Annotated in this window: 13 protein-coding genes; 8 read left to right on the forward strand and 5 right to left on the reverse strand. The window is 31.8% G+C overall.

Features of this window, described 5'->3' with window-relative positions:
- Positions 1 to 5 precede the first annotated feature (5 nt).
- From GQS07_RS07140 to GQS07_RS07155, 4 genes are all read right to left on the reverse strand, one after another.
- Entirely contained in the window at positions 6 to 3,365 is a 3,360-nt protein-coding gene (locus GQS07_RS07140; protein WP_158210212.1) for a SusC/RagA family TonB-linked outer membrane protein, read from the reverse strand.
- Between the two features lie 32 nt (positions 3,366 to 3,397).
- Positions 3,398 to 5,992, reverse strand: a complete 2,595-nt coding sequence (locus GQS07_RS07145; RefSeq protein WP_158210213.1) for a zinc-dependent metalloprotease — start codon at positions 5,990 to 5,992, stop codon at positions 3,398 to 3,400.
- A gap of 111 nt (positions 5,993 to 6,103) precedes the next feature.
- On the reverse strand, positions 6,104 to 7,651 hold the full coding sequence (locus GQS07_RS07150; protein WP_233269242.1) for a histidine kinase: 1,548 nt from the start codon (positions 7,649 to 7,651) through the stop codon (positions 6,104 to 6,106).
- 20 nt (positions 7,652 to 7,671) lie between these two features.
- Positions 7,672 to 8,895, reverse strand: a complete 1,224-nt coding sequence (locus GQS07_RS07155) for an exo-beta-N-acetylmuramidase NamZ domain-containing protein (protein WP_158210214.1) — start codon at positions 8,893 to 8,895, stop codon at positions 7,672 to 7,674.
- A gap of 7 nt (positions 8,896 to 8,902) precedes the next feature.
- On the opposite strand from GQS07_RS07155, the gene GQS07_RS07160 reads away from it, so the two are divergent.
- The 7 genes from GQS07_RS07160 (at position 8,903) to GQS07_RS07190 (ending at position 20,367) form a co-directional block, all read left to right on the forward strand.
- Positions 8,903 to 10,138 carry an ABC transporter permease gene (locus tag GQS07_RS07160; RefSeq protein ID WP_158211346.1) on the forward strand — a complete coding sequence of 412 codons (1,236 nt, stop codon included), beginning with the start codon at positions 8,903 to 8,905 and terminating at the stop codon, positions 10,136 to 10,138.
- A gap of 931 nt (positions 10,139 to 11,069) precedes the next feature.
- Positions 11,070 to 13,847, forward strand: coding sequence for a TonB-dependent receptor plug domain-containing protein (locus GQS07_RS07165; protein ID WP_158210215.1), 2,778 nt, complete (start codon positions 11,070 to 11,072; stop codon positions 13,845 to 13,847).
- Positions 13,848 to 13,860: 13 nt separating this feature from the next.
- On the forward strand, positions 13,861 to 15,096 hold the full coding sequence (locus tag GQS07_RS07170; RefSeq protein WP_158210216.1) for a DUF4876 domain-containing protein: 1,236 nt from the start codon (positions 13,861 to 13,863) through the stop codon (positions 15,094 to 15,096).
- A gap of 12 nt (positions 15,097 to 15,108) precedes the next feature.
- Positions 15,109 to 16,644: a DUF6850 family outer membrane beta-barrel protein gene (locus GQS07_RS07175; RefSeq protein WP_158210217.1), complete on the forward strand. Its 1,536-nt coding sequence runs from the start codon at positions 15,109 to 15,111 to the stop codon at positions 16,642 to 16,644.
- 18 nt (positions 16,645 to 16,662) lie between these two features.
- The gene (locus GQS07_RS07180) at positions 16,663 to 17,808 is read left to right on the forward strand and encodes a cytochrome-c peroxidase (RefSeq protein ID WP_158210218.1); all 1,146 of its coding nucleotides are present in this window, start codon (positions 16,663 to 16,665) and stop codon (positions 17,806 to 17,808) included.
- A gap of 317 nt (positions 17,809 to 18,125) precedes the next feature.
- Positions 18,126 to 19,913, forward strand: a complete 1,788-nt coding sequence (locus tag GQS07_RS07185) for a nuclease-related domain-containing DEAD/DEAH box helicase (protein ID WP_158210219.1) — start codon at positions 18,126 to 18,128, stop codon at positions 19,911 to 19,913.
- 13 nt (positions 19,914 to 19,926) lie between these two features.
- A complete protein-coding gene (locus tag GQS07_RS07190; RefSeq protein ID WP_158210220.1) occupies positions 19,927 to 20,367 on the forward strand; it encodes an FKBP-type peptidyl-prolyl cis-trans isomerase in 441 nt (146 codons plus the stop codon).
- Positions 20,368 to 20,457: 90 nt separating this feature from the next.
- Here the strand turns inward: GQS07_RS07190 and GQS07_RS07195 are convergent, their stop codons facing one another.
- The gene (locus GQS07_RS07195; RefSeq protein ID WP_158210221.1) at positions 20,458 to 21,348 is read right to left on the reverse strand and encodes a helix-turn-helix domain-containing protein; all 891 of its coding nucleotides are present in this window, start codon (positions 21,346 to 21,348) and stop codon (positions 20,458 to 20,460) included.
- 588 nt (positions 21,349 to 21,936) lie between these two features.
- Here GQS07_RS07195 and brnQ point away from each other — a divergent pair.
- Positions 21,937 to 23,262: a branched-chain amino acid transport system II carrier protein gene (gene brnQ, locus GQS07_RS07200; protein ID WP_158210222.1), complete on the forward strand. Its 1,326-nt coding sequence runs from the start codon at positions 21,937 to 21,939 to the stop codon at positions 23,260 to 23,262.
- The last annotated feature ends 14 nt before the right edge of the window (positions 23,263 to 23,276 follow it).

Genomic DNA, 23,276 nt, shown 5'->3' on the forward strand with positions numbered 1-23,276 from the left:
CTTTGTTAGAAAGTTACATTAAGTCCTAACGTGATTGATTTTTGAATAGGTTGAGCGTAGATATTACCATACGTTTCAGGATCAAAATAACCATCGTAATCAGTTCCAATAACAAATAAGTTACGACCTTCTAATGTAAATCTTACATTGTCTAATCTTAATCTATTTAAAACATCTTTAGGTAATGTATAACCTAAACGAATACTACTAACACGCAAATAGCTAATATCTTTTTTCCAAATATCTAAGTATCTATATGAGTTTCCAGCATCCCCACCAGTAAACCATTTCGCCATCATCCAATTGTCATTACTTAAGTTATTGAAAGGGTCTCCATAGTCATCTCCAATGATTCCAGGTAATGTAGCATTTGGATTATCTGGAGTCCAAGTATTCAATAAATCTGTAGTATAATTTCTTCCAGGGTCAACCATTCCAGGGTTATACGAAGGTGATTTTAAAACTGTTTGCTTGATGTTAAATGCAGTAGATACTGTAATATCAAAGTTTTTAATTTTAAAAGTGTTGATTAAACCTCCTGTAAACTTAGGATCTTTATCTCCTGCATAAGAATATAAGTTTCTGTATTCTTCATCAGTTAATTCAGAAATTACTCCAGAACCAGGATAGATGTCAGGCATTTGATCTTTTAACTTGAAGAATTCAGTACCCGAAACTTTTGCCCCATCTTTCCAAAATAAGATATTACCATTTTCGTCAAGACCAGCAGTTTTGATTACGAATACTGCATTAACAGGTCTTCCTTCACGATCAGGTGTTCTTTGTGTATCCGATGTTTGAATTTTGTCAATGTTACTTTTGTTGTGAGAAAAATTGAATGTAGTAGTCCAACTAAATCCAGGATTTGAGATATTTCTTGTTGTCAAAGAAATTTCATAACCTTTATTTGTTATTTGAGCCCAGTTCATATTAGTAAATTCAAAACCTGTTTCAAGAGGTAATGCTCTTAATCCAATTAAGTCAGTACTTTTTCTATTATAAGCGTCAAACCCCAAAGAAATTCTGTTATTGAATAATCCTAAGTCAAATCCGTAGTTTGTATTCGTTGTTTTCTCCCATCTCAATGTTCCGTTAGGAGCATTTGTTACTTGAATAGTGTTTTCTGGATTACCTGGTAATATAGTTGATGTTTGGTATTCTCCAATTACAAAAGGAGAAGTTGTTCTATCAATATTTCCTTGTAAACCATAAGAAGCACGTAAACGCAAATTGCTGATGAAATCAACATTTTCCATAAACTTCTCATTCGTTACATTCCAAGAACCTGAAATAGCCCATAATGGTACATATTTATATTTAGGGTCAACACCAAATAAGTTAGAACCATCATATCTAACACTTCCAAAAACAGTATATTTTCTATTAAAAGTATAGGCAGCTGTAGCAAAGAATGAAGCATAGGCATTTTCATCTTCTGCTCTTTTATATGTTTCGTATAGTTTATCAGTAGTGTCAGTACTTCCTTCAGGAAAAACAATAGGTTTTGTTGTTAATGAATTTGAATCATAACCAAACCCTTTAGACTTGATAGTCGTACGGTCGGTTTTACGAATTTCCATACCAGCCATTACATCTATTTCGTGCATATCATTAAAGATAGCATTATAAGTAGCTTGTGTTTTCCAGTTGTATTGGAAGTATTTATCAGTAAAGTTTTCAATAATTCCTCCTTCAGGTAAGAAATAATATGGTTTTCCTCCTTTGAAGTAACGAGTACCTTCACGGAATTTTCGTGTAGAGTATGTTTCTTTTCCTAAGTACTTTTCAGTGTCATTATTCTCTAATTGCAAGCCTAATTGAGAAGTCAATTTTAAATCTTCTAACACTTGGTACTCTAAGTCAAATACAGCTTTTAATGATTTATTTTCTAATTCATAGCTTGTATTGTTTCTTTCTTCCATAAAGTTAAAAGGAACATATCTTCCACTATATCCTGATATATCTTTGTCATACATATAGCTACCATCTTCGTTATATGGTGCTAAATAAGGATTCGCATTTCTTGAATAAGTAGACGGATTAATACTTGAATCAGCATCAGTAACAAAGCTTTTCTTTTTAGATTGAGCTCCAAATAATGCTACACCAACTCTTAATTTATCACTAACTTGAAAGTTGTCTTTTAACGTGATGTTGTAACGTTCAAATCCTGTTCCAATAGTTGTTCCTTCTTCATTAAAATAACCTAATGAGAAGTAGTAATCAGATAAATCAGAACCACCAGAAATACTTAAACCGTATTGTTGGTTAAAAGTAGGACGGTATAATAATTTACCCCAATCAGTATCAGTGTTTTTTAAATTGTTAATTGCAGATTGTGCTTCATAGCTTAAAGCGTCAAAACCACCATTTCTGTAGGCATCTAATTGGTTCGTGCCATTTAGAATACGCATTACTTCACCTTGGTTAGAACGTGTATTATAGATGTCACTTCTACCAGCTAACATTAATTCAAAGTCTACTTTTTCAGATGAATTCATTAGATTCAACTTATTAAAGTTAGGTCTTTCGTTGATGAAAGTATTAGCCGTAAAGTTTACTTTCATAGACCCTTTTTTCCCTTTTTTAGTGGTAACTAAGATTACACCATTAGCAGCTCTTGCACCATAAATAGCTGTTGCAGAAGCATCTTTAAGAATAGTGATATCTAAGATATCATCAGGGTTTAGACCTGTGATAGAGTAGTTTTGTAATTCAGCAATACTTCCTTTATCGTTTAGATCAGGTAAGTCGTTACCTTCTAAAGGCATACCGTCAATAACCCATAAAGGATCTTGAGGTCCGTTTAGAGATGCAGTACCACGAATTCTTATTTTAGCAGGTCCACCAGGAGCTCCAGTTTGAGGAGTTACAGCAACCCCTGCAATTTGTCCAGCTAACATTTGATCAACGCTTGCAACACCAGCTTGCTCAATATCAGCCATGCTTACTTGTGCTACAGACGAGGTAAGTTTTCTTTTTTCAATCGTTTGGTAACCTGTGATAACAACCTCGTTTAAGATGTTGTCATCGGCACCTAACGTTACAACATAGTGCTCTTTCGATGTTAAATTGATTAGTTTAGATTCATAACCAATAAAACTAACTCGAATTGCTTTTGTATCTGTTGGTACTTGAAATGAGAAGTTCCCATCAAAGTCCGTCATAGTACCGATACTTGTACTTTCAATTATACCATCGTGTCCTGTTGCATTAGAAACAGTTTGTGTTTCTACAATCACAGAAGCACCAGGTAACCCAAGTTTGTCCACGCTATCTTGAACAAAACCTGTAATCACTCTTTTCTCTTGTGCAAAGACAAAAGAAATAGTTAGTAGTGAAAAAAGGAGGAAAAATTTCTTCATAGTTCCTTTTAAAAAATTGTGGGGTTAGTGTATTACTGAAGATTTAAAGCCTCGTCAATACGATTGATTATATCAAAGTAGTGAGCTTTTGTAGCTTTATCTCCTGTATTCTTCTTTTTAGATAATTGCTTTTTGATTTTGATTAACTCAGCTTTTTTATAAGAAGTAACTTCAGATACTCTTTTCATAACTGTGTAGTTAATGTTTCTCAATTCTTTATCTCCTTCAAGGTGATTACACAATGTTGGAAATTGTAAAGATGTGTTAGCAACTAATCCTTTTTTATTCGTTTTCTCAAATAACTTGTTTACATCAATGATCAACGCATCAACATAGTTCTTTTGAGTCATACGGTCGAAAATTGAAAGGGCTTTACCTTTATTTGTTTTTGCAAAAATCTCATTATTAAGCATTGTAAACAAGTCATTAATAGTAAAATTCTTTTCAGTTTTCATTTCCGCTTCTAATACTTCATTTTCTAATAGACGTAATAAGCGTTCGTCCATCAAAGTATAGTATATAGTAGTGTATTGTAATTCTCTTGCTAATGAGTAAGGAGAATATTCAAATGGACCTACAGGAGAGTCTTTTAAACTATATGTTTTTTCAACAACATCATTAAAGAATAACCAATTTGGAATTTCTAATGCGTGTTTAGCCAAGTATTCAACAGCTCTTTTTTGTGTATCGTAAGGTACAGGTGCGTATGCTTTTTTGTTGTTTCCGTATACAGCATGGTCTAAATAAACCCCTCCGATATTTGAAAGTACATGTTGGTTATACATTTGCCACTGTCCGACAGCGCCCATGTATAATTTACCAGCTTCATAATAATCCTCTCCCTCGTCGTAAGTCCAAGGAATAATATTTTTAACTACTATTTTTAAGTTTTCAAGTCCGTATTCACTTGCTTTCATAGCATCATCACCTAAGTCTTCAGATTGAGAACGTGGGTCAACGATGTTTAAGAAACTTTGTTGCTCTCCATAGAAGTACATAGGATCATTTTGATGGTCCTCGATCATCTTGCGAAGTGCTTTTTTCTCTGTTTCTTGGTCAGGGTACCAACGATATCCCCATTCTATAGCATATTTGTCATATAACCCGATTTGAGGAGTAATTGCAGTAACTCCGTCTTGTGGTTGTGCAACGTAGTTATAACGTGCATAGTCCATAATTGAAGGAGCAGTTCCTCCCATTTTATCAGTAAACTCTTTAGAACGCAATGAATCAACAGGGAAGGCGAAAGAAGCCCCCATATTGTGTTTTAAACCAAAAGTATGCCCAACTTCGTGAGACGAAACAAAGCGAATAGCTTCACCCATATGTTCATCTGTAAATTTGTTAGCTCTTGCTTTTGGATCAATAGGTCCTGTTTGAATTCTCATCCAACTATGAACAGATGTCATTACATTGTGCCACCAAATAATATCAGCCTCAAGGATTTCACCACTTCTTGGATCCATTACAGAAGGGCCCATAGCATTTGCTTTCGGTGATGCAGCATACGTAATAACAGAATAACGAACGTCATCAATATCGAAATCTAAGTCGTCTTCAGTTGGTTCTTTTGCAATAATGGCATTTTTAAAACCAGCTTTTTCAAAAGCTACTTGCCAATCGTGAACACCTGCTATAATTTTTTGTCTCCATTGTGGTGGAGTAGCTGGGTCAATATAGTATACAATTGGTTTTTTAGGCTCTACTAATTCGCCGCGAAGGTATTTTTCAATATCCTCTTCTTTTGGCTCCATACGCCATTTAGTAATAAATTCTCGTTGCTCCATTTTGTGTTGAGCATCACTAAAGAACCAGTTTTTTTCTGTAAAAAAACCAACTCTTTTATCAGCGATACGAGGTTGCATAGGCTCTTTTGCAAGCAATACAATATTACTTGTCACACCTAATGAAACGGGCATATCTCCAGTTCCTTCATTTACACTTGTAGTCATTAATGACTTCACAACGATGTTTTCAGGAAATGTTTTTACACCTTCTATAAAGGATAAGTTTGTTTTAATAGATGTTGGAAGTCCTAATCCAGTTAATACGTCATTAAAACTTTTTTGACTTCCGTCAAATACTTTATTTACTTTAATAACTGTTGAAGTAGAATCAGGGTTTTGTGCTTCAATATCAAATACCTCAAGTACAGATTGAATGAAGTTGTTTTTAACTGATTCTGTTATAGCGTCTTTTTCTGGGGACGTAACGCGTGTTGTTTCTGTCTTAACCCATACTTTATTTGCTAATGTATCTTTGTGGAATGTAATTAATTTATTTTCATAATTCATTCCTTTATTTGCTCCTGCATCATTAACTTCTAAAGGAACTTGGGATAATTTATTTACAATTAAGAATTGGCGGTTTAATAAGCTATCTGGAATTTCAAAATACACATCCGTTTTTACTTGAATTGTATTGAACATTCCCTTCTTATAAGTTCCTTTCTTTAGTAAATCAGCATAGTTGTTTTTTTTACTATCTGTTGAATCCTTTTCTTTGGTAACTTCTTTTTCAGCTTTTGGTGTTGCTTTCTTTTTTGGAGCCAAGGCATAAGTTGCCTGTGATAGCCCACAAGAAAGTAGTAATGCACTGATAGTTAGTTTTACCGCGTTTTTATTCATTCCTATTTAAAGTTATAGTTAAATTACGCTAAAGCTACTCACCTTAATTTTAAGCATAAAATTTTAAAGAGTGAATGGATTGAAAAATGGAGTGAATGGTTGTTTTTTAAATTAGAATAAAGGTAAGATACACACAAAAGTATCTCCTTCTTGTCTTGCTATAAAATCAGTTTTATTGTAATATTTATAAATTGATTGTAAGTATTTTAAACCAAATAACTCTCCTTGTTGATGAGACTTTTTAGGATTGTAATTGTTAGTTACAATAATATAATCTCGTTCAATAATGACTTGAATTAGTAGCGGATTTTCAGTTGTTGCAATATTGTGTTTTAGTGCATTTTCAACTGTAATTTGCAATGCTAAATAAGGGATTTTTTTATCTGTATGATTGCCATTCTTATTAACTAATTCAAAGTGTAATTCTTTTGAAAATCTAATCTGTTGTAGTGTAATATATTTTTGAATAAAGGTTATTTCGTCATTCAAATCAACGATATTATCTTCGGGAGGGGTAATTAGGTAACGATATGTTTTGCTCAGATTTAATGTGAATTTTTGTGCAGTATCTGGATTAATATCAATGAGCATATAAAGTGAGTTTAATGAGTTAAACAAGAAATGCGGATTGATTTGATTTTTTAGTTGTTGTAACTGCATTAACGCTTTCTCTTTATTTACTTTTTCGTTTTCTATTGCTAATTCTTTTTTCTCTAAGTGCGCACGTTTGTTAGCTTGGCTAAAAAAATAAAAAAGTACTACAATTAAAGAAACAGTTGTAATAAAGATAAGTATAGTATTTCTTTGAATAGGTTTTACATTGTCGTCTACATTAAACTTTGGAAAATTAACTGTGATATACCCTTTGAAGTTCTTAGAGTTAAAAGGGCTTATAAAGCGAAATACTTCTAAATTTAAGTATTCAGACAGTACTACAGGAGGTTCTTTTGCTTTAAAGGAGCTAATAGTATCTTGTGGTTTTAGACTTGATAACTCAAATACATTTTTTCCTATTATACTTATCTCAGGATGATAAATACACAATCCTTCTTTGGTGAATATATATGCATAATTAGGAGTTGAAACATCTATTGTAGTCAAATATTTATGAAAACTTTCCATATCTAAAGTAATCCCATAGATTAGTTTATTTCCATCTTCTAAAGAGCGACTATTGTAAATCAGCCAATAGTAATGGTTGTCTTTAACAACAAAATTGTTTACTACTGAGGAGGTTGGATTAGCTAAGATTGTCTTCACAAAAGTGTGGTCATTGTGAAATTGTCTATTGGCACCAAGATAATAATCAATAACTTGGTTTTGTTCGTTAATAACCAAAAACCAATTCAAGCGAATTATATTTCCGTTGTTATAAACTTTTGACAAAACATCAAATTTCATCTTTAGGTCTTGAATAGAGCTTGTTTCAGTAATTTCACCTAAGGATAAGAGATGTTCATCTAAATTCTGAAACTCCATTTCAAGAGCACCTAATTTTTGATAAAAGTTCTTTTGTGTAATATATTTATAGGTTTCTTGATTACTGTTATTGATAGACGAACTCAAGAAGTAAATAGAAATCATTGTTATAGCTAAAATAGCTGTTCCAATTGCAATAAATGCTTTTCGAGAAATGTATCTGTTGTTAGGTGTTTTCAAAAGGGGACTTAGATTTATTACTAATAAATTAGATACGGTTTACGTTTTTGTTTGAAATTTTCCAAACCATTTTGCCAAGTACTTCTGATTTGTTGCTCAGTTTTACCAGCAATAATTTGTTCTTTTAATGATTTAGTACCTGCTAATTTAATAAAGAAATTATTGAAAAAATTAGTTTTATTTTTAGAACTCTGATAAGCTTTTAACAACCATTTAATTTCGAGTTTAGTTACGTCTTCTTCTTGAGATAAGTTCTCTCCATAACATAACTTACCATTGTTCATTGGGGCTTTAGCACCAGCATTTGGTTTTGGTGTAAAAGTGTAGGGCATATTAGTTAAGAAAGGAGAACCATATACTTGAAATTGTAAGTTTGTACCTCTACCAGAACTAACATTTGTTCCTTCAAAGAAACATAAACTTGCATATAAGTTTATCGCTTTTTGATTAGGTAAGTTTGGAGAAGGAGGTACAGGTAATGAATAAGTAATACTACGATTGTAGTTTGTATTTGGCACGATTGTTAAGTTACATTGTACACCTTTATTCAACCATTTTTCACCATTAATCATCTGAGCGTATTCACCAATAGTCATTCCGTGCATAGCAGGAATTGGATGCATACCAACGAAACTCTTATTTTCCATTTCTAAAGTGGGGCCGTCTACTATACCAATATTGGGATTAGGACGATCTAATACAATAAGAGGAATGTTGTTTTCAGCACAAGCTTCCATCAAGTAATGTAATGAAGAAATATAGGTATAAAAACGTGCACCTACATCTTGTAAGTCAAAAAGCATAATATCAATTCCAGCTAAGTGTTCTTTAGATGGTTTTTTACTATTTCCGTATAAAGATATAATAGGTAACCCTGTTTTAATGTCTTTACCATCTTTAATTAATTCACCTGCATCAGCATTTCCTCTAAAACCGTGTTCAGGTGCATATATTTTTTTCACAGCTATATTATTAGCTAAAAGAAAATCAACAATAGAAGTATCATAATTATCAGTAGATGTATTGCTTCTGATAACTCCTGTTTGATTAGTCAGAATTCCTATATTCTTGTTTTGTAATTTGTCAAAATACAATGCTGTGTTTTCAGCACCAACTAATAAAGTAGTGTCAATGCTTTTTGCAAGAGGCTTTTTATTTGTAGCACGACAATTTACATTTAAGCAAGAAACCAATAGACATACTAAGAATAAAAATGTATTTTTGAACGTTGAATTTGATACCATATTTACTTTGAAATTAGAATATTTTATAACCAAACGTTTAGTTACGTCAAGTAATTATAAAAGTAGTATTTCTGCTCCAATTATAAAAATTGCAATAACTGCTATTGCTTTAGGGATTATTATGATGCTAATATCCGTAGCTACTGGTTTGGGTTTGAAGTACAAAATTAGAGATAAAATCTCAGCTTTTAGTGGTCATATCATTATTACTAATTATGATAGCAATGTAAGTGACTTAACTTTGAAACCTTTAGATAGAGATATTGTTAATTCTGATGCCTTTAAAAAGGTAGATGGGATTGAACAAGTACAAGTATATGCATCAAAGGCTGGTATTATTCGTACAGAGACTGCTTTTGAAGGAATTATCTATAAGGGTGTAGACTCTCTTTATAATCTTGGAGAAATAAAAGACTATCTTGTTGCTGGTCGTTTACCAGAAATGGGTAATACAATGAGTAATGAAGTGTTGCTTTCTCAATATATGGCAGATCGTTTGCATTTAGATGTAGGTGATAAAATGACTACGTACTTTATGAAAGAGTGGGGAAATAAAGTACCTAATGTTCGTCAGTTTGATATTGTAGGTATTTACAATTCAGGTTTACAACAATTCGATGCTAATATTGTTATTGGAGATTTGAAACACGTACAGCGTTTAAATAGATGGAACGAAAATGAGATTGGTGGTGTAGAAGTATTAGTTAAGAATTTTGATGAAATAGATAAGAAGGGAAGTGAGTTGTATTTAGAGTTACCATCTACAGTAGACAGCAAAACGATTACAAATAAATATTCTAATATTTTCGGATGGATTGAAATGTTTGACTTTAATATTATGGTTATTATTATCATTATGGTTGCTGTCGCATCAATTAATATGATCGTTGCCTTATTAGTTTTAATATTAGAACGCACTCAAATGATTGGTATTTTGAAAGCATTAGGTGCTAATAATTGGTCTATTCGTAAAATGTTTTTGTACAATGCAGTGTATTTAATTGTGAAAGGACTTATATATGGTAATATTATTGGTTTAGGGGTCTTAATGATTCAGAAGTATACAGGCATTATCAAATTAGATCCAGTAGCTTATTATGTTAGAGAGGCTCCTGTGTTAATTCGCTTTACAGATGTATTACTGTTAAATATTGGAGTTATAGTTATAGCAATGTTGGTGTTATTGATACCATCTTATATGATTACGAAAATATCGCCTGTAAAAGCGATACGATATGATTAGAAAAATAAAAGAATATGTTCACAACCGGTTATAAATTATGTTTATAACCGGTTTTTTTTTGAGTACTTAAAAAGTAAGCTGTATCAGTGTTTGTTAGTACAAATATTAAGATAAATGAGAAAGAGAGACTTATATTTATGTGAGTTTGATATAAGAAAAGGGTTTAATAAAAAAAAGGTTAGTTTAAAGTGCTTTACTTTCACATTGAAGGATTCAATATAAGGGTACATATTCCTTTTTAATCTTCAGTCTAATTATGTTGCCTTATGCATAGTTGATGACCAGACCAGTAATTTGTTCTTAGTATCTCAATTAATTAAAGGGGAATTAAAGTAGTATCATTACAGGCTTCTTTGATACTTGTTTCGGACAAGCACCACTCAAGTACCACACTTCTTCGGTAAAAAGGCTTGTTTTCCGAACTTCTGTGGTACTTGAGTGGTAGATGTGTCGAACATAGTACGTGTAAAACTACCCTATGATATGTTCTTTATCACAATAACAATCCAATGTATTACATTTTAAATCTTCGTTTATTTTGTTTCTTGTAAAAAAAGGATGTTTGTACGTAGTCCCCATAAAAGCTTTCAATTAAGACATTAACGATATTGTGAATTAAGATAGACTAATAGTTTTAGCCATACTCACATTATATTATCATATCTAACGTATAAATATCATCTGTATCTATAATTTTTTAGTCGTGTTAGGTATATTATTTAGTATAAGGAATATTTTAGAAAGGTGTTATTAGTAATAAATTTCATCTATTGTTGTATATTTTATTTCAATTATGTGAATTATATATAATATAGTTATTTGTAATTATTCTATTTTACTATAGTCGTATTTATTTGAACTGAGTCTAAATAAATTAGTTTACATTCTAATTCTTGTCTAATTTTGTCGCGAAGTTTCAAATTTATATTTAATGACACGTTTACATAAGGTATTGTCAATAGCTTTAGTGCTTTGTGCCTTTTTTTGTAGTTCTCATATTTTTGGTCAAGATAAAGGAATAGACTTAACTATTTCTATACAAGATGAATATAAACAATCGATAAGTGATGTAACTATTCTCGTGAGTAGTGCTACAAAAGAGTTGGTAGGTATTACAAATACTAAAGGGATTGTAGATTTTAAGTTGTCTGCGGACAATTATAGAATAGAGGTTACACATATTGGATATGAGAGTTCTACAACACAAATTAATTTATTGCAAAAGAAGGCCATTACTATTCAGTTAACTTCTTTATCTAATATTTTACAGGAGATGGTAATTACTGCAAAAGAGGGGAAGGGATTGACTTCTACCTCGGTAATAAATCGCCAAGCGATGGAACACTTACAGCCTTCAAGTTTTTCAGATTTGATGGAACTTCTTCCTGGTGGACAAGCAAAAGATCCTGTATTGACGGGTAAAAACCCTGTGTTACTCCGCGAAACTGGTAAACAAGGGTATGACACTGGTTCTCTTGGTGTACAGTTTATATTAGATGGAAATCCTATTAATTCTAACGCTGATTTACAAGTTTCTTCTTATCAGGAACAAATGTTGAGTAGTGGTAAGGTTGATGCTAAGCGAAATACAATTGGAACAGGAGTAGATATGCGTACTCTATCAACAAACGATATTGAAAGTGTTGAGATAACAAGGGGTATTCCTACTGCTGCTTATGGTGATTTAACGTCTGGATTAATTCAAATCAAAAGAAAGATTGGTTATACGCCTTTACAAGCTCGTTTTAAAGCAGATGGTTTTAGTAAGATGTATTATGTTGGAAAAGGGGTAGACACACGTAGTGGTTGGAAGCTAAATCTAAGTATGGATTATCTTGATGCAAAGAATGAACCGACTAATACATTGGAAAATTATAAACGTATTTCTACTTCTTTTCGTACGGAGAAGTCTTTTGTTGTTAATGGATATGATTTAATATGGAATGCTAATTTGGATTACAATAGTACTATTGATAATGATAAATTTGATCCAGATAGTGGTTATGCACGTACGGATAGGTATAAAAATACAAGACAAAATATAAGTATAGCTAATAACTTTAAATGGGAGTTTGATAAAGAGAATGTGTTTAAAAAGATTACTTTGAATACTGCTTTTTCTCAAGGAATAGAGGACATAAAAGGAACTACATTTGTACAACAAACTGGTTTTAAAGCTATTTCTACAAGCCGTGAAACTGGGATTAACCAAGGATACTACTTGCCATTGTCTTATGTGTCAGACTTTAGAACAGAAGGACGACCAGTAAACATTAATGTTAAGTTACAAACAGAGTTAGGGGTTAATACAAGTGGTATTGCTCATAATATTGAAACGGGGATTGACTTTAGATATTCTAAGAATAATGGCAAGGGGGAAGTTTACGATCCTTTGCTTCCACCATCTAAGGGACTTGTAAATAGTAGAACACGACCATTCTCAGATATTCCCGCTTCTCAGATATTAGCTGGATTTATTGGGGATAGGATGGAATATGAAACAGGTAATCACCATTTTCAGCTATACACAGGTGTGCGTTTATCTAAGATGTTGGGAATTGGAAGTGATTTTAGTACAAGTGATAGGGTATATGCAGAACCTCGTGTTAATTTTCAATGGGGACTTCCGGATGTTAGGTTAGGACAAGATGTGTTGAAAACAGATGTTACATTAGGATATGGTGAGTTGTATAAACAGCCTACGCTTTCGTTGCTTTATCCAAATGATAGATATTTTGATATGCTTGAAGTGAATTACTTTGATCAAGTAAATAATAATAGTTACGCACAGTTTAACACTTTTAAGTTGAATACGGAAAATCATTCGTTAGTTGCCGCTAAGAATATAAAGAGAGAAATTCGCCTTGATTTATCTTATAAAAAGCACAAGTTGTTTGTGACTTATTTCAACGAGCGTATGAATAATGGGTTTAGGGATGTAAATTACTTTAGAGGGTTTGAATACAAAAAGTATGAGACGACTGGATTGCAGTGGAACGATGATTTAGGTCGTCCTAATTTAGAGGGAACATTATACGAAGATAGATTACTACATTATCAATATAGTATGCGTGAAAATGGAAGTAATACGTTTAAAGATGGGATTGAATTCGGGTATAGTTCACCGAGAATTGAGGGAATTAATACACGTTTTACTTTAAATGGAGCTTGGTTTAAAACAATATATTCTAATAGTTCTGATTTTTATTATCGTCCAGGAATTACATTGAACGGAAAGGATTATCCTTATGTCGGAATTTACGCTGATGATAATGGGTATAAGAAATCGTCTATGGTTTACAACCTTGTTATTGATACGTATGTGCCGAGTATTGATATGAATATTTCAGCTTCTTTACAAGGGGATTTGTTTAGAAGAGAACAAATGCTAAATCGCGTTGCTGAACCGTATGCGTATTTTGGATTTGACAATGAGGTACACTCATTTACAGAAGAGGATAAAACAGACCCAATGCTACAAAATTTAGTAAGAAATGTTTCTACTACTGATGGGATGCAAACACGATTGCCTTTTACGTTTAATGCTAATTTTAAGGTGTCTAAACGAATTTATAAATCAGTGAAAGCCTCAATGTTTGTTAATAGGCTGTTTACACATTACCAATCATATACTTTAAATGGAGTGAAAGTAAACAGAAAGGATACTGAAGGTCCTTATTTTGGAATGGAGATTAATTTTAATATTTAAGAATACAATAGAGATGAAGTTAAGAGTACTATATATTTTGCTAACTGTTTTTACTTTGGGGATTTCAGTTTCTTCTTGTTTGAGTGATGATGATGTTACTGCTGGTATAAATCAATCTACAATTGTTTCTATCAACTTTAAAGCAAATGGAGTAAAGGAGTTTAAGGAGCTGGACTTAGAATTTACAGAAATTAATACGGGGTTAGTGACAAAAGAACAAGTGGTAGGTGTGTCGTTTTATTCTATTGCATTACCTACTGGAGCTTACCGTATGTCAGTGGAGGGTGCTGCTTTTTTAGAGGATGGAGAGGAAATCAGAGTAGGTGGTGTAAATGATAAGTTAGATGCTTCAGGACAAGTGCTAAATTTAGTGGTTGATTTGAGAGTTAAACAGTTCAGCAAGGATTTCATTTTTGAAGAAATATTTTTTACAGGTGTGAAAACATTGGAAGGGAAAGCATATAACTCAGGGCAATATTTTAAGATAGTAAATAATACGGATGAGGTGTTATATGCGGATGGATTGTTAATTTGTAAGTCAGAGTTTTTGACTACGACAGATAATAATGAGACACCTAATGTTTTTGATAGTGCTTTTCCTGTTGATGGCGTATTAATGTTACCCGGAAAAGGAAAGGATTATCCTGTAGAGCCTGGAGATTTTATTGTTGTTGCTGATAATGCTCAAAATCACAGAACAGCAAACATCCCTGGTCCAGATTTGACTAATGCTGATTTTGAATTTCCTATAACAGAGAGTCCCGCAATTAACCAGCCAGATAACCCAAATGTGCCTAATGCGATTGTAGTTTATACAAATATGAAATATAGTATGTTTATTATGCATAACAGAGGGTATAAAGGACATGTATTGGCGCGTTTACCTGAAGGTGAAAGTGTGGAGTCTTGGTTGGCTAATCATAAGTATGATTATTCTTATGTGAATGCTACAGGTAAGGAAACGAAAAAGTCTACTTATAAAATTCCGAATGCGTGGATTGTCGATGGGGTAAATAGTAGTATTGCTCCTAAGTTTCAACGTTTGGTAATGGGAGCATCTTTAGATAGTGGCTTTTCTTATTGTGGTTCGTCTGAAAGTGATGATACGCGTTTTGGTAAAGCGATAAGAAGAAAGTCATTAGGACAGAATACTGCAGGGCGTAATGTTTATAAGGATACTAATAATTCTACAGTTGACTTTGTGCCAGATAGCCCAGCAAGTTTGCTTAATGGAATTAGTCACAAGTAAAAAGAGGTTGTTGTGGAATTTAGATATAAAAAATTGGTTAGTGTTCTTTGTGGGGTGTTTTCTTTAGGAGGGTACGCGCAAACAAAAGATACATTGTCTTTCTATAATAAGATAGAAAACCAATACAGTGCTGAACGCGTGTTTAGTGAATCATTTTTTACTAATAAGGCAAGGATGACCGTGTATAGTGATTTGTCTTTTTCTGAGTTAGGTGTAAACTACCAGCAGGATAAGAAGGATGCATACGTGTTACAAGATGGTGATGGGTTAGAAGGTTTTAAGATTAGTACTAATTCATTTCAACGTTTGAAAGGGAATAAAGTGGTTTGGGGAAGCGCTTCTTATATGAACCAACGCCAGCAGAATATGGTTTGGAATGAAAGTTTAGATAAGGATATAATTGGTCCATATATCGTAGCTGATTCTGTAGGAGGAACAATGAAACAGGAAGTTTATCAGTTTGCCGGTGGTTTTGCTAAGCAATGGAATAGATGGGTGCTTGGAGGGGAAGTGAATTATGTAGCTAAAAATGGATATAGACAAGTAGACCCACGGTCAAAGAATACATCCTCTATTTTTAAAATGGACCTTGGAATTGATTACAACTTTTATCGAGATTATGAAATTGGAGTGTTTGGACATTTTAATAAGTACACACAAAATAGTAGTGTGAAATTTGTAAGCGAAATCAGTAAACCATATGTGTATCATATGAGTGGATTGGGGAGTTATAACTATTTTTTTAGTGGTGCTAAAGATTTGGTTTCTACTTTTGAGGGATTTGGATACAATGTTGGAGCTACTTTAGCAAAGAGTAAAAATAAGAGTTTTGTGTTACAAGGGGTAATAGGAAAGTTTAATCTAACAAAGAATAAAGGTGATTCAGGTGTTGATGCGTATGATTTAGCGAAGTTAGAAACAACGACTTATACAGTTAGTGGATTAAAGTTTTTTGACTTTGGTCAACATAGGGTAGGAATGAAGATGAACTATTGGTTAAAAGAGGCTATTGGTACAGAGTATTTCTACACACAGAATGCAAAGATAATAACGCGATTAGCTGAGAAAGAATTGTATAAATACATTGAGAGCAATTTCTTTAGTGAGTTATTTTATCAGTATAAAGATGAGGTAAATCGCTTGGTTGCTATTCCTTTTTTTGGAGTTGAACAAAATAGTGAACGCAGAAAAGATACTTTTGCAAAACAACGTTTTACATATATTCATCTTGGATTGACTATAGATTATATGCGACAAATATCTAAGTCTGGTGTTTTAAATGTAAAACCGTACGTCAAGGTTAGAAATGTCAAGGAAAGTACGAATAAGTTAATGGATTTTCCTTCTCAAAAAGGTGTAACAGAAATGTTGTATTCAAACTTTGAGGTAATGAATGCGAATTATAAACAAATAGGTTTGGTAGCTCGTTATGATTTACAGTTAGAGAAGGTCCCAGCTTTTTACGTACAAGCACAAGTAGAACAAACAAAATATAACATTAATAAATCAAATAATTATATGGGAGTAGCAGTTGGTGTTACTTTCTAACAGCAAATAGAATACAAAATGAGAAAGGTAGTTTTTTTATTATCTGGTGTTTTGGCTTTTGGTTTGGTAGGTTTTAATACTATTGTTGAGAAGTTAGTAGGAAGCGATGATCCTGCTTATTTAGCAATTATAGATAGTTATAAAAAACCAATAGCAGAATGGCCTAAGCCTATTATTGACGAGGGAGTAAAATGGGAGGAGTTGAGTAGTATTAAACGTGATTCTACATTTTTTGAGGTGCAAGATAAAGCTGAGGTGGTTCTTGGTAAACTATTGTTTTTTGATCCAAAGTTATCTAAGTCTGATCAGATTTCGTGTAGCACTTGCCATGATCCTGAATTAGGGTGGACAGATAGACGTATGGTAGCTTTAGGACACGATCATTTAAAAGGACCAAGAAATACACCTTCTTTGTACAATATCGCAGAGAGAGCTTCTTTTTTTTGGGATGGTAGAGCATCTTCTTTAGAGGAACAGGCAGCAGGACCTTTAAGTGCACATAATGAGATGGCAATCGATATAGTTGATTTACCTATTAAATTACAAAAAATTGAAGGCTATAAAACATATTTCGAAAAGGCTTTTGGTGATAGTGAAATTACATATGAGAGAATAGTTGGTGCAATTGCTTCATTTCAACGTACTATAAAGAGTCAGCCAAGTAGATTTGATGCTTTTGTTGAAGGAAAGTATAATGCATTGACTGAGCAAGAAGTTTATGGTTTACATATTTTTCGAACAAAGGGCAGATGTATGAATTGTCATAATGGAAAGTATTTTACAGATGAAGATTTTCATAATATTGGGTTGACTTATTATAAACGTCAATACCAAGATTTAGGAAGATATGAAATTACTAAGAACCTTGATGATGTTGGTAAATTCAAAACACAAGGATTAAGAGACTTATTATTGACAAGGCCTTGGATGCACAATGGATTATTTGATGATTTGGAGGGGATTGTAAATATGTACAATAGCGGTATGAAAATGATTAATCCGACAGCAGAAAAAAAATTAGCAGATCCTTTATATCCTGTTACTGATTCATTAATGAAACCATTAGAATTAAATAAGGAAGAAATTAAAGCATTGGTTGCGTTTCTTGAGTCTTTGTCAGGAAGTAAGTATAAAATGAGACGTCCTGTATTTCCAAGAGAGTAAAAGAAATAAAGAAAATAAAAAGACAATACTATATTTTAGTATTGTCTTTTTTTGTTGAGGTGGATTATAAAAAGTTAGTTTTGTAATTGATTTTTTTAAATTTTGTTAAGAAATGAAGTGAATACTAATTTCAAGGTCTGTATTTTATTACTTGTATATGTAGAAAAAATGTATCTTTTTTACTGCTTATATGAATTGAGAAAGTATTCAGATTATTTATTGTGAGATTAATGGAATACTGAAAAGTTTATGTGGTTTTAGGCTGTGTGAGCTAAAATCTTTTGGTAAATTAGTGAGATTTGAAAAACTAAAAAATTATGCCTTTAAAAATATATCCAGAATATCCGTTGGACGAGTTAGAACAATTGGTAATTAATGGTGTTAAAGTACCTTTTGGTGAATTTTTGGTATATAGAGATATTGTTGAGTCCCTTTCCAAAAGTAAGTATGATTGGTATGTATGGTACAGTATGAAATTACCTTTTCACGATAATAGTAATGTAAAACGAGCAAAAGCTGATGCTGAGCTTGATTTTATTATTGTGTCAGAATTTGGTGTGATAGTTTTAGAAGTAAAGGGTGGAAATATATTTGTAGATCAAGGAAGATTCTGTTTTAAAGATGGAAGAAGAAAGAAATGGTTAAATCAGAATCCTTTTGAACAAGTTAAAGGGTATAAGTATACCTTGATGAATAAGGTTTTTCCAAACTTTAAACATGTACAGTTTTGTGAAGCAGTATCATTTCCTACTACAAAAATAGCAATTGAGAACACCATTTATGATTCTCAATTAATTTATAGTGATTTTACGAAAAAGGATAGGTATAAGAATATTGAGAAATTCTTTTTACATATCTATGAATATACAAAGAATAGATTAGAAAGTATTCACCCTATTCGGTTTTCAAAGCTTACTAAAGCAGAAATATCAACGATTATAAATACGTTTAACCCTGTTGTACAGGATACAAACTTGTTTCAAACTTATGACTCTTTAGAGTGGTTGAAAGAGAGGAATTTAGAGATACTATATTCTCTTTCAGAGAACCCTCGTTTGATGATTGAAGGAGCTCCTGGTACTGGAAAAACAACGATGGCAATGGCTTATGCTGAAATGCAAGTAGGGCGTAAAGGAATCTATTTGTGTTGGAATGCACTATTGTGTGGGTATAATGCTCAACGTTTTAAAGCGCTAAATGTAAATATTGACTGTATTACGATGACTCAGTTTATAGTTGATAATTTACCTGGAATAAATGAAAGTGAGCTGTTTTATTTAGAACCTGCTAAATTTGCGGTTTTTATAAAAGAAACTATTGATTTTCTTCAAAGTGAAAATAAATTGCCTAATTATGATTATATGATTATTGATGAGGCTCAAGATCTGTTTGATAGGAATTTGCATTTAATGATGCATAAGTTGTGTGGAGATCATAATGGTATGAAGCAAGGTAATATTATCTTGTTGTATGATTTGGATCAAAGTTTCTCGCTTTTTGGACGTGATGTTTCGGATTATGCTTATTTTATGAAGGAGTATTTCACGCATTTTAAATTACACAAAGTAAGACGTAGTGCTCAAAAAACTCAAATACGTCAAATAGCAGAACATATTCAAGCGCATCCAGAAGAATGGGATGATGTAATGCATCATAAGGAATATGATGAAATAGATTTGCGCTCGTTTCAAACTCGCGAACAATTACAAGAGGCAATGGAGGTTTTGATTAGAAATATTAATGATCCTAAGTCGTCTTTGAAAGCTGAAGATGTGATTGTTCTTGTACAAAGTAAAGTTTGGCAACGTAGAAATAACGTTGCAGATTTAATTCTTGAATTAGGAATGGAGGAATTGACTACTGCTAACTTAACATTAAAGCCTACTAAATTACAGTATACAACAGCTGTAAAGTTTAAAGGATTGGAACGCAAGAATGTTATTTTGATAGTAGATAAACCGAATAAATTAACACCGTATGAATGGTATATTGGCTGTACTCGTGCAATTGAGAATTTGTGTATTTGGCAGTTACATACATACCAGGAACATGAATTAATAGAAGGAAAGTACCAATTGAAAAAGACAGAGGGAGGTAAGAAATAATTGAATTTAATATATGGGAGTTGCTGAGTTATTAAAAAAGCGAAAAGAAGAGTTAGCGAATAGAAATATTTTAGAAGGTGAAAAATTTTTAAAAGAGTTTTCGAAATTAGAGAATGTAATTGTATTACCTGAAGGAATTGCATATCAAGTACTTTCTTTAGGGACTGGTGAATTTATTAAGTTGGAAGATAAGTTTGAGTGTCATTATGAAGGGGTTAATGTAAATGGTGATGTTTTTGATAGCTCTATTCAAAGAGGCAGACCTGCAGTATTTATGTTGAATAAGTTGATTAAAGCTTATCAAATCGTAGTTCCTAAATTGCCAATAGGAACAAAATTCAAAATGGTAACTCCTGCTGAATACGCTTATAAGGATGAGTATATTAGCAAGGAAATTGGTCCGAATAGTACATTGATATTTGAAATTGAATTACTGAGAACTGTAAAAGAATAAATGTTAAAAGCCACTGATCAATCAGTGGCTTTCTTATTTAAAGATTAGGGAGAATTGTATAGTAAGTACAATTCTGATTTTGGAAATTATTTATGATGCAATTTTGTTTATTTTTCTAAACTGATTAGGTGTAAGTCCTGTTTCCTTTTTAAAGGATGCTGAAAAGTAACCTGGACTTTGAAATCCTAATGTAAATGCTATTTCGGTTATTGACCATTCTGTATAATGTAATAAGTTTTTAGATTCTGAGATAATACGATCTTTAATACATTGGGATGTAGATATGTTTAATGATTTATTAACTGTATAATTTAAATAATTTATGTGAACATTTAATTTGTCAGCAAAATATGAAGGTTTGTTTGCCTTTAATTTGTTCCCATTCTTAGTGACAGGAAATTGCATTTCTAATAAATCTAAAAAATTTTGACAAACACGTCCTTTATCTACATTTTGTTTGTCCCAAGTTTGAATTGGCTGTATTTTATAGTTCTTGTAAATTAGTAATTCAATTAACCTTCTTACTTGTTCACTTTTAGAGGGAAAGCAGCTATTAAGTTCTTCTTCTATTTTTTCAACAATTATTCTAACAAACTCTTCGTGTTTTTCATTTAATAATAATAAAGGAAAGCTTTTTACAGAATTATTAAGTTTATATAGTAATTGATTATTAAGTCCCAAGAGGCTTTTTTCAAATAGGACTGATATAACAGCAGGTTGTTTAATTTTTAAATTTATTTCTTTTGAAGCACTTGGAATAGAAAAGAATAAACAGGGCTTTTTTATTTCTTTTGTAGTGTATCCATTATAATAACTGGCTTCTTCTTTTACATATGAAATAGCATATAGATTGCTATTTTCAATAGGTAACATCAGCATCTCATCTATAGAATGCTTAATAACATAAATATTATTTGTCATTGGCCAATTATTAAATTGGTTTTCTCCATCTGCGTGAATTATATTTTTATTTTGCATCATAACGATAAGTTTTATTTGTTAAATAAATATTGCTTGATTATGTAAAAATAAATAATATTATATCTTATTATGTTGTGTATTTCGTGTTATTTGTTGACTTTTTTGCTTTAAAATTCACTTTAATTATTATTTATTTATATTTTTTGCTTTTATAACACAATAATGTTAATTTGCTTTTGTGTTATTTAGTATAAGCAATTTAACTTGTAATGTTTTTTTGCTGTTGAATTAATAAACATAGATTTTATAAGAAAAGTAATTTCTTATCATTAATTCGAGGATAGGCTTGTTAGGTTAGATAACTATAGTTTTATGGAAGTAGATAGAAACAATTATTTATAACATTATAATAGACTTGCTAATTGTAAAAAGCCAAGTAGTTTTCTTTTTTTTAGTTATAAAGTAAAATAAATTGAATGTATTGATTTGGGGTAATTGCAATTTTTAGGGATATTTTTTATATATTGTGCACCTTAAATATTTTTTTAGTTTAAAAAATGTAGAATTTACACCTAAAGTTTGTAGCTTTTATAAGCTATTGTTTATTCTCTTTTAGCGACTTATAAATAGAATACAAATATGATTACAATGAAAAAAAAATCAGCACTAGATGCCTTAATAATAGGTTTTGCCTTATTCGCAATGTTTTTTGGAGCGGGGAATATTATTTTACCACCAATTATAGGTTTAGTAAGTGGAGGAGATTGGAATTTTGCAGTATCAGGTTTTTCAATTACAGCTATTTTAGCTCCTTTTTTAGGAATAATAGCGGTGTTGATTTCTGGTGATGAGTTTACTGATTTAGGAAAGAGAATAAACAGTTTGTTGGGTTGGATATTGGCAACTGCTATTATTTTGAGTATTGGACCTTTGGTAGCTATTCCTCGTACGGCTGCTACTACGTATGAAATTGGCGTTTTAGCTATTTGGCCTGATTTTAGTCCTATAATATCATCTGTTATATTTTTTGCTATAACTTTAGTTTTGTCTATTTCTCCGTCTAAAGTTGTTAATATAATTGGTTCATATTTAACGCCTTTGCTTTTATTACTTTTGGTGTCAATGGTTATATTAGGGATTATAAAGCCTATTGATACTACTGCTTTATTAGAAAGAAGTAATGATGATGCTTTTAGACTTGGTTTTTCTGAAGGATATCAAACGATGGACGTTTTAGCTTCTGTTATTTATGCTGGTATTATTATATCTGCTGTAAAATCAAAAGGCTATGTAAAATTAGAAGAAAAAACTAAGGTTACTTTTATGGCTGGGTCTGTTGCTATTTTCTGTTTGTTGTTTATTTATGGAGGATTAGTTTATTTAGGAGCAACTTCTGGTTATCCTATTGGAGAGCATCTGAAGAGAACTGAATTGTTATTACATATTTCAAATGGTGTGTTAGGTACACAAGGTACTTTTGCTTTATCTCTTTGTATAGCGTTAGCTTGTTTAACTACTGCAATAGCATTAGTATGTGCAACAGGAACTTTCTTTAGTCAACTTACAAAAGGATTTTTGAGTTATCGTTTAGTAGTAACTATAACGTGTGTTTCTTCTGCAATTTTAGCAGTTAACGGTGTAGATAGTATTATTGATTATGCAGCTCCTTTTTTAGGAATTATTTATCCTATTACATTGACATTGATTATTTATATGGTGGCCTTTGGAAAGAGAGTAAAACGTAGAGCTCCTTTTGTCGGAGCAATAATAACTACTGCTATTGTTGCATTGATTCAGTTTAGTTCATTTATTTCATTGAAATATGATTTCGTTGATTTCTCTGAAAAGGCAAGTAGTTTTATAAAATGGTTACCAATGAGTAGTTATGATGTGCCTTGGTTAATACCTTCACTGATTGCTTTTGTTACTGTTTATGTCTTTGATAAATTTTTATTCAAACAAGTAAACGATTAATATATAACAAAAAA

Origin of the sequence: Myroides phaeus (assembly GCF_009799805.1) — a bacterium.
In the GTDB taxonomy this organism is placed as follows: domain Bacteria; phylum Bacteroidota; class Bacteroidia; order Flavobacteriales; family Flavobacteriaceae; genus Flavobacterium; species Flavobacterium phaeum_A.